The following is a 15344-nucleotide window of genomic DNA, read 5'->3' on the forward strand; positions in this document are numbered from 1 at the left end:
GGGTTCGCAAAGATCATTGACGCCGCCAGCCTCGTGAAAAGGCTGGCGGCTTTTTTTATGCCGCGGTTTTGCGGCCCCAGACCGGGAAGGGATCAGGCAGGGATTTATAGCGGTCGGGTTCAAAGCTTCCGGCGTCCAATGCCGCGTCCTCGTCAATCAGGCAGGCGGCAAGGCGGGCGCGAAGGGTTGCTTCGTTCATCTGATCGGCAAGGCCGATAAAGACGATTTCCTGCCGACGGTCGCCGAAAGTCGGATCCCAGTTCGACAGCACCTTATCGCGCCAGTCATTGTTGTCGGGCCAGCGATCACGCGGTACCGCACACCACCATGTGCCAAGGGCCTCGTGCTTCACCGCAGCCCCGGCCTGACTGATTTCGCCAACCCAGTTGGGGCGTGTGGCGATCCAGAAATGCCCCTTGGCGCGGATAATGCCCGGCCATTCGGAATGGATGAAATCGTAAAAACGTTTGGGGTGAAACGGCAAAGGCGTGCGGAAGGTAAAGCTTTTGATGCCGTATTCTTCGGTTTCGGGCACATGATCGGCAAAGCCATATAGTTCCTTGGCCCAAAGCGGATGATCCTGCGCGCGGTCGAAATCAAACAGCCCGGTATTGAGGATTTCATGCGGATCAACCTGGCCATGATCGGTTTCGATGATTTTGGCATCGGCATTGAGCGCGCGAATGATGCCAAGCACGATTTTGCGTTCGTCTGCACCAATCAGGTCAAGTTTGTTCAGCACAATCACATCGGCAAATTCGATCTGATCGACCAGAAGATCGACGATGCTGCGGTCATCATCGTCGCCAAGGCTTTCGCCCCGGTCATTAAGGAAATCGGTACTGCTGTAATCGGCAATCATGCGCGCGGCATCAACAACCGTCACCATGGTGTCAAGTCGGGCAATATCGCCAAGAGACTGGCCGGTTTCATCGCGAAAATCGAACGTCGCGGCAACTGGCAAGGGTTCGGATATGCCGGTTGATTCGATCAGCAGATAATCAAACCGGCCTTCTTCGGCCAGACGGCGGACTTCGATCAAAAGATCGTCACGCAGCGTGCAGCAGATGCAGCCATTGGTCATTTCAACCAGCTTTTCATCCATTGCCGAAAGTGCTGCCCCGCTATCGCGGATCAGGTCGGCATCTATATTGACCTCGCTCATATCATTGACGATTACCGCGACCTTCAGCCCGGCGCGATTGTTCAGCACATGATTAAGCAGGGTGGTTTTGCCTGCACCGAGAAACCCGGACAAAACCGTAACAGGAAGGCGTTGCATGATGGTTCCTTTTAAATGTTATGTTATAACATAACATTTATTGGGTTTGGGATTACGATGCAACCGGTTTTAAATGCCCCCGCCCGAACGGGCAGGGGCATTGCGCATAACAAATTGGATCAGGTGTTTTGGGTGCTTCTGGCGGTTTGGCCGAACAGGACTTTTTTGTCCTCTTCGCTCATCTCGCCAGATCGCAGACCTTCGCCGGCCTTATAGGCCGCGATGGTTGCCGGGCGGGCTTGGATGTTTTCAAACCAGCGTTTCAGGTTGGGGAAGTTGTTCAGGTCCTGCTGCTGTTTTTCATGGCTGACAATCCACGGATAGCAGGCCATATCGGCAATCGAATAATCGTCCCCGGCGATGAAAGTGCGGCCATCAAGGCGCTTGTTCAGCACACCGTAAAGGCGGTTGGTTTCATTGACATAGCGCGTGATGGCATAGGGGATTTTTTCCGGCGCGTAACCGCTGAAATGATGGTTTTGGCCGGCCATCGGACCAAGCCCGCCCATCTGCCAGAACAGCCATTCCATTACGGTTTTCTTGGCCCGGACATCGGTCGGCAGGAACTTGCCGGTTTTTTCCGCCAGATATTGCAGGATGGCACCGGATTCAAAAACCGTAATCGGATCGCCGCCATCTGCCGGGTTCTGATCAATGATCGCAGGCATGCGGTTATTGGGCGAAAAGGCCAGGAATTCCGGTTTGAACTGATCCCCGGCACCGATATTGACCGAATGGATTTTGTATTCAAGTCCGGCTTCTTCAAGGAAAAGCGTGATTTTGTGGCCGTTCGGGGTTGGCCAGTAATAAAGATCAATCATGGGGCGAAGCCTCCTTTAACTTTCATGATGTGTGGCTCATCTCAAACTATGACCTTGCCAACACGTTTCTGATACGTCAATTTAAACTGATCGTTCCATAATTCAAGGGCAGGCGAAAAATACGGTTTCGCGCCCTTATCAGGAGACCCCGATGATCCGCTTTTACTTCCACCCGACCCCGAACCCGGCCAAGATTTCGCTTTTCCTTGAAGAATCTGGTCTGCCTTATGAAATCCATCCGGTCGACACCAAAAAGGGCGAACAGCACAGCCCGGAATTCCTGGCAATCAACCCGAATGGCAAGGTCCCGGCGATTGTTGACACCGACGGGGCGGGTGGCAAGGAAACCCGCGTTTTTGATTCAAACGCCATCCTGCAATATCTGGCGGAAAAGACCGGAAAGTTCCTTGGTACGGCGGAAGATCGCGGTGAATTGCTGTCATGGTTGATGTTCATTGCATCGGGCCTTGGCCCGTTTTCCGGGCAGGCGGTGCATTTTCAGCATGTGGCACCGGCGGGCAACGATTACGGTGTGAACCGCTATCGCAAGGAAATCGAACGCCATTACAAGGTGATGGATGATCACTTGGCCCAGCGCGAATTTGTTGTCGGTGACAGTTATACCATTGCCGATATGTCACTTTGGGGCTGGATCGAGCGGGCGGCATTCGTCATGAAAAATGATGCGCCGCTTGATCCTTATCCGAACCTGAAAAAATGGTATCAGGGCATCTGTACCCGCCCTGCGGTGGAACGGGCACGCAAAGTTGGCAGTGACCATGCCTTCAAATCGGAAATGGATGACGTTGCCAAACGGGCACTGTTCCCGTCGAATTACAGCTGATAGTCCGATTTTAACAAAAACACCCCCGGTAGATGACTGCCGGGGGTGTTTCGTTTCACATAGGGAAAGATCAATCAGTCGGTGTTTTTCTGTCCGAACTGCTTGTTGAAATGCAGGACGAGCAGAGTGACCGCCGCCCCCGAAAGCAGATACGCTCCAACGCCAATCGGGCCATAAGCCACGCAGAGCAGAAGGGCAATCAGCGGGGCGAAGCCGGCACCGAGCAACCATGCAAGATCGGATGTCAGGGCCGAACCGGTATAGCGATATTCACGTTTGAAGTTCGATGCCAGTGTCCCGGCCGCCTGACCAAAGCACAGACCCAGAACCGCAAAACCGCCCAGAACGATCATGCCTTCATTGATGATGTTATAGGCATAAAGCAGCGGGGTCAGGAGCGCACCGACCGCGATGATGGCCGCCGAATAACCCAGCAACCGGCGACGACCGATCTGATCGGCAATGAAGCCCGATGCGATAATGCCAAGCGCGCAAAGCACCGCTCCGACACCCTGGGTCAACAGGAACTGCCCCGGATTGGCCGGGGTGTAAAGCACGACCCAGCTAAGCGCGAAGACAGTGACCAGATGGAAAAGCGCGTAGCTGACGAGTGGCACAAGCGCGCCGAGAAGCACGGTCCGGCCGTGATGGCGGATGGTGTCGCGGACACGGACGGCCTGCAATTCATTCTTTTCAAGCAGGCTTCCGAATTCGGACGTTGCGACCAGACGCAGACGGGCAAACAGCGCCACCACGTTGATTGCAAAGGCAACAAAGAAGGCATAGCGCCAGCCGAATGCGAGGAAATCCTCGGGCGACAGGGTCAGGATCAGGTAGGCAAACAGCGAGGATGCCAGAATGAAGCCAAGCGGTGCGCCAAGCTGTGGCATCATGGCATACCAGCCCTTGCGATTATCAGGCGCGTTGAGTGCCAGCAGGGAGGCAAGACCATCCCATGCACCGCCAAGTGCCAGCCCCTGCGTAAAGCGAAGCACGCACAGCAGATAGATCGCAAACATGCCCGCACTGTCAAAGCTTGGCAAAAAGGCCATCGCGGCGGTTGAACCGCCCAGCAGGAACATGGCAACCGTCAGCTTTGTGCCGCGGCCATAGCGCCGGTCCACTGTCATGAAGACGAGGGACCCGATCGGGCGGGCGATGAAAGCCAGCGAGAATATAAAGAAGGAATGGATGGTACCGACGATCGCGCTTTCGCCGGGGAACAGGAGTTGGGGGAACACCAGCACAGAGGCGATGCAATAAACGAAGAAATCGAAAAACTCCGATGACCGGCCGATAATCACGCCAAGCGCGATCTGTCCGGGGTCGTTGACTGTGCCAGCCGAGTGTTGGCGTGCGTCGCGTTCCAGTCCAGAGGAGGTGGAGGTCGCTAAGGTATGAGTGGGTTGATTCACGCCTGTCTCCCTAATTATCTGACTTCATTGCTTCTCATTGGACCCATCTTGATTGGCCATCTTGATTGGATCGAGTCTAATTATAGACATGTGAATTGCAAACGTCAGTGTCAATTATTGTGTTGCGTTGCACAACGCATGGTTTACAGCTTTTTGATAATTATCATAAACACCAACCGATGTTTGGCGGCCTGCTTGACATTGTTGCGGCGCAGCTATAGCTAGTGAGCGAAATTTTCTGCTGGTGATCTTTAAGAAAAAAGTTCGCCAAATTTGTGTCTCTTCCGTGGAAGTTTGGAATTTTAATTCCTATATGCCGCTACGGTTGGGGTACGACGTGTGCCGGTCCGGTGGGCTGGTTATGCGGCTCGCAAGCATATGGTTGCTTGTGAGAACATCTTCCAGAGACAGACAAAGTAGAAGCGCATGCTCTCAAAACTTGCACGCGGCGTCGCAATTGCTTCTGTGTTCACGTTACTGACCGGATGTAATCTGGTCGTGATGGATCCGTCTGGCGATATTGCGTCACAGCAAGCCGACCTTATCGTTGTTTCCACGATCCTGATGCTGATCATCATCCTTCCGGTGATGGCGCTGACAGTGTTCTTTGCCTGGAAATATCGTCAATCCAATAAGGATGCAGAGTACGATCCTGAATGGCACCATTCCACCAAGCTGGAAATTGTCATCTGGTCCGCCCCGCTTGCGATCATTATCGCGCTGGGTGCGATCACCTGGGTCAGTACGCACACCCTGGACCCATACCGCCCGCTGGATCGTATCGATGCGGAACGTCCGCTTGAGAAAGATCACAAGCCGATGGTGGTAGAAGTCGTTTCCCTCGATTGGAAATGGCTGTTCATCTATCCCGAGCAAGGGATTGCGACCATCAATGAGCTGGCCGCACCGATTGATACGCCGATCCAGTTCAAAATCACCTCTTCGGGGATCATGAACTCCTTCTATGTTCCGGCACTGGCCGGGATGATCTATTCGATGGCCGGTATGGAAACCAAGCTCCATGCCGTGATCAACGAGGAAGGCGTCTATGACGGGTTTTCGGCGAACTATAGTGGCGAGGGTTTCTCGCATATGCGCTTCAAGTTCCACGGGCTGAGCAACGCAGGCTTTGATGACTGGGTTGCCAAAGTCAAATCCGATAGCGCCACTTTGGGCCGTTCGGAATATCTGGAACTTGAAAAGCCAAGCATTGCGGAACCGGTCCACTATTTCGGTAATGTCGATCCGGAACTTTACACGGCCATCCTGAATATGTGCGTCGATCAGTCGAAAATGTGCATGAACGAAATGATGCATATCGACAAAAATGGCGGTGGCGGTCTTGCGGGTATCTATAACGTTATGTCGCTGACATACGACACCCCGCGCGAACGTGGCAGCCAGCCTTTGCCGTTGACCGAATCATTCGTGGCAACGCTTTGCACGACGCCGACAGGCGGTCTGAGCCAGGAAATTTCTTCGATCCCGCTTTTTGAAAACGGGTCTGAAGACAGCCGGTTCAGCCCCGTTCCTGCCAGCGTATCGACAGGGTTCTGAAGCAGTGCCGGTTGATGTAAGTCGACCGGCCCTTCGCGGCTTGCGCACCGGCCCGGCCGGTGCGTTGCCGCATCGAAAAGAAGAGTAATCCGATGTTTTCAAATCCGGACCTTTTGCATTTTATATTTGGCCGGCTTTCACTCGACTCCTTCCCGATGTTCCACGAGCCGATCCTGGCTGTGACATTCGCGGGGGTTGTTCTGGGTGGTATCGTCGTTGTTGGCGCGCTGACCTATTTCAAACTGTGGGGTTACCTGTGGCATGAATGGATTACATCTATCGATCATAAAAAGATCGGTATCATGTATATCATTCTGGCTCTGATCATGCTTTTGCGCGGCTTTGCCGACGCGATCATGATGCGTGCCCAGCAGGCGATTGCCTTTGGCGATGTTGCTGGCTATCTGCCGCCCGATCACTACGACCAGATCTTTACCGCCCACGGCGTGATAATGATCTTCTTCGTGGCGATGCCGCTGGTGACAGGGCTTATGAACTTCGTCGTGCCGCTTCAGATTGGTGCGCGTGACGTTGCCTTCCCGTTCCTGAACAATTTCAGCTTCTGGATGACGGCGGCGGGTGCGATCACGGTGATGATCTCGCTGTTTGTTGGCGAGTTTGCCAAAACCGGCTGGCTGGCCTATCCGCCGCTTTCGGACATTGTCTACAGTCCGGGGGTCGGGGTTGATTACTATATCTGGGCCTTGCAGATTGCCGGTGTCGGTACATTGTTGTCGGGCGTGAACCTGATTGTGACCATCGTCAAGATGCGCGCACCGGGCATGTCGATGATGAAAATGCCGGTCTTCACCTGGACCGCGCTTTGCACCAACATCCTGATCGTTGCCGCCTTCCCGGTTCTGACCGCGGTTCTGGTTCTGCTGTCGCTTGACCGTTATGTCGGCACGAATTTCTTCACCAATGATCTTGGCGGCAACGCCATGATGTATGTGAACCTGATCTGGATCTGGGGCCACCCGGAAGTTTACATCCTGATCCTGCCGGCATTTGGCGTATTTTCGGAAGTGGTTTCGACCTTCTGCCGTAAACGCCTGTTCGGTTACAGCTCGATGGTTTACGCAACGATCGTTATTACCATCCTGTCCTATCTGGTCTGGCTGCATCACTTCTTCACCATGGGGTCGGGTGCCAGTGTGAACGCCTTCTTTGGTATCACCACGATGATCATCTCGATCCCGACCGGGGCCAAGATATTCAACTGGCTGTTCACCATGTATAAGGGCCGCATTAGCTTTGACGTCCCGATGCTGTGGACGATGGGCTTTATGCTGACCTTCGTGATTGGTGGCATGACCGGTGTGATGCTCGCGGTTCCGCCGGCGGACTTCGTGCTGCATAACAGCCTCTTCCTGATTGCGCATTTCCACAATGTCATCATCGGTGGCGTGGTGTTCGGGATGTTTGCCGGTATCGTTTACTGGTTCCCGAAGGCGTTCGGTTACAAGCTTGACCCGTTCTGGGGCAAAATGTCCTTCTGGTTCTGGCTGATCGGGTTCTATTTCGCCTTCATGCCGCTTTATGTCCTTGGCCTGATGGGCGTTACCCGCCGCATGAACCATTTCGATGACGGCTCGCTGCAAATCTGGTTCATCATTGCTGCCTTTGGTGCGGTTCTGATTGCCATCGGTATTGCATCGTTCCTGATGTCGCTGGTCGTGTCCTTCATCAAGCGTGAAGAACTGCGTGATGAAACGGGCGATCCGTGGGATGGCCGTACGCTGGAATGGTCGACCTCGTCGCCGCCCCCGGCATACAACTTTGCCTTCACCCCGGTCGTTCACGATCTTGATGCCTGGGCTGATATGAAGAAGCGTGGCTATGTCCGCCCGACTTCCGGGTTCCTCGACATTCACATGCCGAAAAACACCGGTGCCGGTGCGATCCTTGCGGGGATGTCGCTTGTTCTCGGTTTCGCGCTGATCTGGCATATCTGGTGGCTTGTCGCCGTCAGCTTCATCGCCCTGATCGGTACCGCGATTGCGCACACCTTCAACTACAACCGTGATTACCACATCCCGGCCAGCGAAGTTGTTGCAACCGAAGACGAACGTACCGCCCTTTTGGCAAAGCAGCAGGCGTAAGGGAATGACAATGGCGAATACAACTGCCTCTCAGACCGAAGCGCCGGTCTTTTACCTGAAGGAAGAGCATCACCCGCAGAACGGGACGATGCTTGGCTTCTGGCTCTATCTGATGAGCGACTGCCTCATCTTTGCGATCCTGTTTGCAACCCATGGCGTGCTTGGCCGCAATTATGCGGCCGGGCCGGCACCGGTGGATCTGTTTGATCTGGAACTGGTTGCGATCAACACCTCCATGCTGCTGTTTTCCTCGATCACCTATGGCTTTGCCATGCTGGCGATGGAAAAGGGCAGCATCAAGGGAACCCAGATGTGGCTGGCGATTACCGGCCTGTTCGGTGTTGCCTTCGTCGGGTTGGAAATTTACGAGTTCCATCATCTTTGGAGTCTCGGCGCCACCCCGATGCGCAGTGGTTTCCTGTCGTCGTTCTACACGCTGGTTGCGACCCACGGGCTTCATGTGACGTTTGGTATCATCTGGCTTGTCACCCTGATGGTTCAGGTTGCAAAGCGTGGTCTGATCGTCGAAAACAAGCGTCGTTTGATGTGCCTTTCGCTGTTCTGGCACTTCCTTGACGTGATCTGGATCGGCGTATTCTCCGTTGTTTACCTGTTGGGAGTTCTGGGATGAGCACGCATTCTCATGCACATGATGACCATCACGGTCACGATCATGCTGACGGTGCCAGCCACGGCACCTTCAACAGCTATCTGATCGGTTTCATCCTGTCGGTAATCCTGACCGCCATCCCGTTCTGGCTGGTGATGGATGGAGTTCTTGACAGCAAGGTGGCAACCGCGGCCTGGGTCATGGGCCTTGGTGTCGTGCAGATTGTCGTCCATATGGTCTACTTCCTGCACATGAACACCAAGTCCGAAGGCGGCTGGAACATGCTGGCGCTGATCTTTACTCTTGTGATCGTGGCGATTGCCATCGCCGGTTCGCTGTGGGTGATGTATCACCTGAACACCAACATGATGCCGCAGATGGATCATGAAATGATCCGAAGCTTCGGCTAGGTTTTGCTGATGTAATTGGGGCGCGATACTTTCACCGGTATCGCGCCCTTTTTTGTTCCGATGATGTTTTGAAGGTCATGAAGATTATGGCTGATACGGATATGTCTACCGCCAAGGGACCGTCGATCAGGACCCGCATCGTGGTTTGCATTCTGGCCGCGATCCTGTTTTCGGGTTTTGCGGGCCTTGGTGTCTGGCAGGTTGAACGCCGGGCGTGGAAGCTTGATCTGATTGAACGGGTTGATGCCCGCGTTCATGGTGACCCGTTAACCGCACCGGACCGGGCGGATTGGGAAAATGTTACCCGCGAACGTGACGAATACCGCAAGGTTACGTTGCTAGGCCGTTATCGCAACGATCTGGAAAGCCACGTTTATGCTGCCACGGATTATGGTGCGGGATACTGGGTCATGACCCCGTTCGAACGGGTCGATGGCACCATTATCATGATCAATCGCGGCTTTGTCCCAACCGACCGCCGCGAACCTGATAGCCGGACGGATGGCTTGGTTTCAGGCGATACGCGCGTCACCGGTCTTTTGCGGATGGATGAGCCGGGCGGTACCTTTATCCGGGACAACGTGCCTGACGAAGACCGCTGGTATTCGCGCGATGTGCGCGCCATGGCCGCGAAACGCGGCCTTAACCCGGATGATGTCGCACCATATTTCATTGATGCCAATGGAAGTAACAATCCCGGAAAACTGCCGGTGGGCGGGCTGACACGGATCAGTTTCCCCAACAATCATCTGATGTATGCCATAACGTGGTTTGGCATGGCGGCGCTGACGCTGGTGGCGGCATGGATCGTTCTGCGTACAAGGCGTAGCAGAGATGATGACAGTGATCCTGAATAAGTGATCGCTGTCGCTACTGTCTTGCCGTGGATCACATCCGGCTATCAAAATTCCCGCGGTCTTCGGCGATAACCCGAAGAGCTATCGAAACAAAAGGGCCGGTTTCTGCGAAATGAAACCGGCCGTTTCGTTTTTCAAAATGTCGCCGCGCAGTGATCAGATATTTGTATGATCAATGACTTCGCCGCGTGCCGGATAGTTTTTGGCAATGACAAAATCAAGCGCCCCCAGAATCTCGGCAAAGGCCGGGCGGGCGAATGGCATGGTTTGAACGGTGCCAAAATAAAGTGTGCCATCAGGCCGGACAAGGAACAGGCCCGGTTCGGAAAACAGGGCCGGTTCTTCGAACCCGGACGATGTCACGCCGTTGCTTGACGAAATATACAGGCCCCATTCGCGGGCTTTTTCGAGGCTGAGGCCATAACCGAGATCAAGGTTTTCAAGGGCCCATTTTTCTCTGGCCGTTTCGGCGCGGTCCTGTGTATCCGATGACAGGACAATCACATTGACACCTCGTTTGGCGAAGTCGGCCAGCTTGTCATCAAGGTCTTTAAGGTATTTGCCGCAGATCGGACAATGCAGGCCGCGATAGAACACTACCATGGTAAAGCTTTCCGGCGTCTGCTCGGCAAGCGACCATGTGCCGCCACCGACAAGCGGGACGGACAGGGCAGGGACCTTTTGGCGCGGCATCAGGGGCGTAATTGCGGACATTTCGTTCCTCATGAATGTTATCTGACTGAATGACGAATAATGTGGAATGATCATTCCGAAATAACAACAAACAAATGGTTCCATCACCGAACTGTGATGGCGGATGGTCTGGAATCAGAGTTTGCGGGCAACCACGAAACGGGCATGGTCCGAGGCAGGGTAAAGGCCGGTTTCGATGATTTCGAAACCCTCGCTTGTGATCATTGCGTCCAGTTCGCCATAGCGCAGGGAATGGACAAACGGCGCAAAACCAAGCTTGCGCATCACGACAATGACAAGGGCAAGGAACCGACCGGCTTCACCAAGGCAGCCGGTTTTTGAAATGAACAGCCCGCCGGGTTCCAGTCGCCGATGAATTGCACGGATTTCAGCAGGAATATCGCGGACAAGATGCAGGACATTAAACGCCAGAACGGCATCAAATACCTGATCGGCAAGATCGCCATCGGACAGGCGGGCGGTGCGGAAATGGATATTCGGGTGTTTCCCATCGGCAAGCTTATCCTGCGCAATGGCGATCATGGCAGGGGACAGGTCGGTTGCTGTGATCTGTCCGACCGACGGGGCTAGCAGCAAGGCGGTTGAACCGGTGCCGCATCCGATTTCAAGAACAATCTGGTCCAGTCTCAGATAATGACGGGTGCGATCCAGAGTTTCGGCATAAGCCGACTGATTCCTGACCGGTTTTCGGGCATATTTCGTCGCGGCCTTGTCCCAGAATTTTGTATCTTGGTCCATGCCATCCCCCGTATATGGTTGCGTGACCCGCGATGGGTATACACGCAAAACGGGTGAATGTGAATTCACCCATCCGGGGCAGGGCGACATTTTGCCGAGATCGGGGTTCAGTCGAGCGTGGACAGGATGATATCGACGTAATCGTCAAGCGTATCCTTGTCCGCACCACGGCGCGCCATCAGATGCACGCCCTGAATGGAGCCGGCCAGAAAGCGCGAGAAGGAGCGGATATTTTTATCCTTGCTGATGGTGCCCTGTTCAACGCCGCGATGAAGTGCGCGGGCAAACATATCTTCGACCCGGCGGAATGACGCCTGTGCAATTGCTGCGGTTTCGGGATCGTGTGGTGCCAGTTCCATGCCGGAATTGACGATCAGGCAACCCTTGTGGCGGCCTTCGCCGCAGCCCTGTCGTCCGGCATCGCGGAAGGTCGCGACGATGGCCTCGCGACCATCGACGGTTTCGCGCAGTTTGGCAAAGCGAACCGTGCTGACCTTCTGGCTGTAATGGTCTAGAACACGGAGGAACAGGGCCTTTTTATCGCCGAAGCTTGAATACATACTTGCACGGTTAATACCGGTTTCCTCGACCAGGTCCTGCACCGAGGTCGCCTCGAAGCCTTTGCTCCAGAAAATGTTCATGGCGTTATCAAGAACGCTTTCTTCGTCAAATGTGCGGGGGCGGGCCATCGGCAATCCTTCCTTGTTCCAGTAACTGGAATGGATGTTCTGAAACATATTCAAAATAGGCGCGGGAGCGCGCAATATCAACTGACAAAGTCAGAAGCAACCGGTAGTGCGCACATTCCCGATATCTATTGTTCCTTGCGCTTTGCCAGCAGGTCGCGGATTTCGCGCAGAAGGGCGACATCCTCGGGCGTTGCGGGCGGGGGCGTTTCACCGGCTTTTTCGTCTTCTTTTTTCTTGGCCCTGTTGATTGCCTTGACGACAAGGAACAAGACCCAGGCAATGATCGCGAAATTAAGCGCAATGGTAATGAATGCGCCATAGCCGATTACGGCCCCCTGTGCCTTGGCATCGGCGTAATTCGTTGCGGTTACCGCGTCCGACAGGGCAATGAAATAGTTGGAAAAATCGAGCCCGCCAGAAATATAACCGATCACCGGCATGATGACGTCCCCGACAAGAGATGTGACAATCCGCCCGAATGCCGCCCCGATGATCACACCGATTGCCAGATCGACAACATTGCCGCGCAGGGCAAACTTCTTGAATTCTTCAAACATGTTTACCTGTCCTCTTTCATTCTTGGTTTTATCGGGAAGGCGGTTTGATGCCCTACCGATAAAAAACTTTAGAATTGAAATGCGAAAACAGGAATTGTTTTGTTTGGTTGAGGAGGGCTATCCGATCAGCCCGCCACCAAAAGGCGATTTAACGTGACAAAGCTGTAATCCGGTCCATCGGGATTGTTGATGGTGGCACGCGCGGTTTCCTGCCATTTTTCGGCGGGCAGGGGATCAAGAAACGCATCGCCTGCAAAATCGGCATGGACTTCGGTCAGCTCGTATCGCGTGGTGTAGCGCATGGCGAGTTTGTATATCTGCGCGCCACCAGCGATGATGACCTCGTTGACATCGTCCCTGGCCGCGATCTGATCGGCCAGTTTGATCGCACTTTCGATGTCATGGCAGACGCGGACATTTTCATGATCAAATGTCCAGTCGGTATCGCGTGTCACCACGATGGTGGTGCGTTTGGGAAGCGGTTTGCCAATCGCCTCGAACGTCACGCGGCCCATGATCATTGGTTTGCCAAGGGTGAGTGCCTTGAACCGTTTAAGGTCCTCGGGCAGGTGCCAGGGCATCCAGCCATCCTTGCCAATCGCACCGTTTTGGGCGGCGGCAACCACGGCAACCCGTTCGATCCGGTCGTTATTGTTGGCGGGCATCAGACGGCCACCTTGCCCGCGATATGCGGATGCGGGTCATAGCCGGTCAGTTCGAAATCGTCATACTTGAAATCAAAGATCGATTTGACTGCCGGATTGATTTTCATGGTCGGCAACGGGCGCGGTTCACGCGACAGCTGCAATTCGACCTGTTCAAGATGGTTGGTGTAAAGATGGGCATCGCCCAGCGTATGGACGAAATCACCCACGCCAAGATCGCAAACCTGCGCGACCATCATGGTCAGCAGGGCATAGGATGCGATATTGAACGGTACGCCCAGGAAGATATCGGCACTGCGTTGATAAAGCTGGCAGGAAAGTTTGCCATTCGCGACATAGAACTGGAACAGGCAGTGGCAGGGCGGCAGCGCCATGTTGGGCACATCGGCCACATTCCATGCCGAAACGATCAGGCGACGGCTGTCGGGATTGTTTTTGATCTGGTCGATCAACTGGGTGATCTGGTCGATGGTTTCGCCGTTTGCCCCGCGCCATGACCTCCACTGGCCGCCATAAACCGGGCCAAGTTCACCGTTTTCATCGGCCCATTCGTTCCAGATGCGTACTCCATTGTCCTGAAGATATTTGACATTGGTGTCACCGGCCAGGAACCAGAGCAATTCATGGATGATCGATTTCAGATGCAGCTTTTTGGTGGTGACCATCGGAAAGCCCTTTGACAGGTCAAACCGCATCTGGTGACCAAAGACCGATACCGTGCCGGTGCCGGTGCGATCTTCCTTATGTGCGCCAGTATCGCGCACCAGTCGCATCAGATCGAGATATTGCTGCATGCCGCATCCTGTTGTTCGGAATCATGTTTGGGGCAGCATAGTTGGCAATGGATGGGGCGGCAAGTCACCCGGTGACGGTATCAGGGCTTGGGTGCTGTATGGCAGGGCGTCGTTCGTTTGCTTTGTCGGCTTAAAGGTCGATCTGGTGAAAGTTTTTGCCAATTCCCTTGCGAAAGCAGACCCATTTGCCCTATATAGGGGCTGTCGGGGCAACCCGACTATGGCGTTACACGACTTGGCAGAATAGACATTACGGACCCGGGGGCGGTACCCGGCGGCTCCACCAACTTTCATCTATCTGACTTCGTCCGACTCAGGCGAAGATGTTGGGGCCGAAATAGGATCGACGTGTGTAGTAAAAGCCTCTGTTGGCGCTCGGCATGGTACCACCGTTATCGGGCTAATGTTTGTAAACGCAAACGACAACAATGCTCCGGTTGCTGTTGCCGCCTAAGCGGTACTAGCACCAAAGCGAAATTCCGATTGCCGGGAGCGGTAGTCTGGTGGGGGATGGGGCACCTAGCAACAGAACGCCCCGCTCTTGTATTTTTCCCCCTCTCCGTTATGAATAGAAGCAATTCAATTGCGTCATCTGCAAATGACGCGATCAGGTGCCATATATAAATGACGGGCATATCCTGAAATCATCAGGGAACCCGCCAGACACAGGATTATCGATGCAGGAACCGGAAGAATTCCGTTACGACCTTATGGTCGATCAGGCGCTGCGCGGCGTGGTGAAGCAGATCCTTTCGCGCGTGGCCGAAGAAGGCCTTTTCGGCGAGCATCACTATTACATCACGTTCCAGACCAATCATCCCGGCGTTGCTTTGCCTGAAGGACAGCGCAAGGCGCACCCGGATAATATCACCGTTGTATTGCAGCACCGGTTCTGGGACCTGAAAGCGGAAGACGATCATTTTTCGGTCGGCATGAGCTTCGATGGCATGCCAACCACCGTGGTTGTCCCGTTTGATGCCATGCTGGCCTTTGTCGATCCGTCTGCCAATTTCATGCTGACCTTCAGCGTCGAAGAAGAAATGGGCGACGATGATTTCGATTACGACGAAGATGACGATCTTGACGCCGATCTGGTTGATGGCGATGAAGACGCGACCCCGCAGCTGGTGACCGAGCCTTCCAAGCGCGGTAAGAAAAAGCCCGCCGAACAGGGCGAAACCGGCGAAGTCATCGCCCTTGATGCGTTTCGAAAAAAATGAGCTTCAAAGGGGCGGGCATTTGGCTCGCCCTTTTTTCTTTCCCGCATGCCCGGTCCGGTTTCCCGCCGA

Annotated in this window: 16 protein-coding genes and 1 other RNA gene; 8 read left to right on the plus strand and 9 right to left on the minus strand. The window is 54.3% G+C overall.

All coding sequences use genetic code 11. From position 1 onward, the window contains the following. Positions 1-55: 55 nt before the first annotated feature. Together zigA and TH3_RS05240 are read right to left on the minus strand one after the other, a co-directional pair. Positions 56-1282 (minus strand): zinc metallochaperone GTPase ZigA, encoded by a 1227-nt coding sequence (zigA, locus tag TH3_RS05235; protein ID WP_007090736.1) that lies wholly within the window; start codon positions 1280-1282, stop codon positions 56-58. Positions 1283-1401: 119 nt separating this feature from the next. After that, positions 1402-2103, minus strand: coding sequence for a glutathione binding-like protein (locus tag TH3_RS05240; protein ID WP_007090737.1), 702 nt, complete (start codon positions 2101-2103; stop codon positions 1402-1404). A gap of 151 nt (positions 2104-2254) precedes the next feature. On the opposite strand from TH3_RS05240, the gene TH3_RS05245 reads away from it, so the two are divergent. Beyond that, entirely contained in the window at positions 2255-2947 is a 693-nt protein-coding gene (locus TH3_RS05245; protein WP_007090738.1) for a glutathione S-transferase family protein, read from the plus strand. Positions 2948-3021: 74 nt separating this feature from the next. Here TH3_RS05245 and TH3_RS05250 read toward each other — a convergent pair whose 3' ends face one another. Then, a complete protein-coding gene (locus tag TH3_RS05250; protein WP_007090739.1) occupies positions 3022-4362 on the minus strand; it encodes an MFS transporter in 1341 nt (446 codons plus the stop codon). Positions 4363-4788: 426 nt separating this feature from the next. On the opposite strand from TH3_RS05250, the gene cyoA reads away from it, so the two are divergent. From cyoA to TH3_RS05275, 5 genes are all read left to right on the plus strand, one after another. Continuing rightward, positions 4789-5919, plus strand: a complete 1131-nt coding sequence (cyoA, locus tag TH3_RS05255; protein ID WP_007090740.1) for a ubiquinol oxidase subunit II — start codon at positions 4789-4791, stop codon at positions 5917-5919. Positions 5920-6011: 92 nt separating this feature from the next. Next, on the plus strand, positions 6012-8021 hold the full coding sequence (cyoB, locus tag TH3_RS05260; RefSeq protein WP_007090741.1) for a cytochrome o ubiquinol oxidase subunit I: 2010 nt from the start codon (positions 6012-6014) through the stop codon (positions 8019-8021). Positions 8022-8031: 10 nt separating this feature from the next. Then, positions 8032-8652, plus strand: coding sequence for a cytochrome o ubiquinol oxidase subunit III (gene cyoC, locus TH3_RS05265; protein WP_007090742.1), 621 nt, complete (start codon positions 8032-8034; stop codon positions 8650-8652). After that, positions 8649-9041, plus strand: a complete 393-nt coding sequence (locus TH3_RS05270; protein ID WP_007090743.1) for a cytochrome o ubiquinol oxidase subunit IV — start codon at positions 8649-8651, stop codon at positions 9039-9041. The genes cyoC and TH3_RS05270 overlap by 4 nt, the downstream gene beginning before the upstream one ends. Positions 9042-9127: 86 nt before the next feature. After that, positions 9128-9898, plus strand: a complete 771-nt coding sequence (locus TH3_RS05275) for an SURF1 family protein (RefSeq protein WP_007090744.1) — start codon at positions 9128-9130, stop codon at positions 9896-9898. A gap of 156 nt (positions 9899-10054) precedes the next feature. On the opposite strand, the gene TH3_RS05280 is transcribed toward TH3_RS05275, so the two are convergent. The 6 genes from TH3_RS05280 to TH3_RS05305 form a co-directional block, all read right to left on the minus strand. Next, on the minus strand, positions 10055-10612 hold the full coding sequence (locus TH3_RS05280) for a peroxiredoxin-like family protein (RefSeq protein WP_007090745.1): 558 nt from the start codon (positions 10610-10612) through the stop codon (positions 10055-10057). Positions 10613-10726: 114 nt separating this feature from the next. Continuing rightward, a complete protein-coding gene (locus TH3_RS05285) occupies positions 10727-11350 on the minus strand; it encodes a class I SAM-dependent methyltransferase (protein WP_007090746.1) in 624 nt (207 codons plus the stop codon). Positions 11351-11457: 107 nt separating this feature from the next. Continuing rightward, positions 11458-12039, minus strand: coding sequence for a TetR/AcrR family transcriptional regulator (locus tag TH3_RS05290; protein WP_007090747.1), 582 nt, complete (start codon positions 12037-12039; stop codon positions 11458-11460). 125 nt (positions 12040-12164) lie between these two features. Next, positions 12165-12596, minus strand: a complete 432-nt coding sequence (mscL, locus tag TH3_RS05295) for a large conductance mechanosensitive channel protein MscL (protein ID WP_007090748.1) — start codon at positions 12594-12596, stop codon at positions 12165-12167. Positions 12597-12721: 125 nt separating this feature from the next. Further along, entirely contained in the window at positions 12722-13261 is a 540-nt protein-coding gene (locus TH3_RS05300; RefSeq protein ID WP_007090749.1) for a dihydrofolate reductase, read from the minus strand. Continuing rightward, the gene (locus tag TH3_RS05305; protein WP_007090750.1) at positions 13261-14055 is read right to left on the minus strand and encodes a thymidylate synthase; all 795 of its coding nucleotides are present in this window, start codon (positions 14053-14055) and stop codon (positions 13261-13263) included. The genes TH3_RS05300 and TH3_RS05305 overlap by 1 nt, the downstream gene beginning before the upstream one ends. A gap of 163 nt (positions 14056-14218) precedes the next feature. Between TH3_RS05305 and ssrA the strand changes: the two genes are divergently transcribed. Together ssrA and TH3_RS05315 are read left to right on the plus strand one after the other, a co-directional pair. Continuing rightward, positions 14219-14595, plus strand: a transfer-messenger RNA (tmRNA) gene (ssrA, locus tag TH3_RS22620). Between the two features lie 137 nt (positions 14596-14732). Then, positions 14733-15275, plus strand: a complete 543-nt coding sequence (locus tag TH3_RS05315) for an SspB family protein (protein WP_007090751.1) — start codon at positions 14733-14735, stop codon at positions 15273-15275. Positions 15276-15344: the final 69 nt, after the last annotated feature.

Source organism: Thalassospira xiamenensis M-5 = DSM 17429, assembly GCF_000300235.2.
GTDB classification, from domain to species: domain Bacteria; phylum Pseudomonadota; class Alphaproteobacteria; order Rhodospirillales; family Thalassospiraceae; genus Thalassospira; species Thalassospira xiamenensis.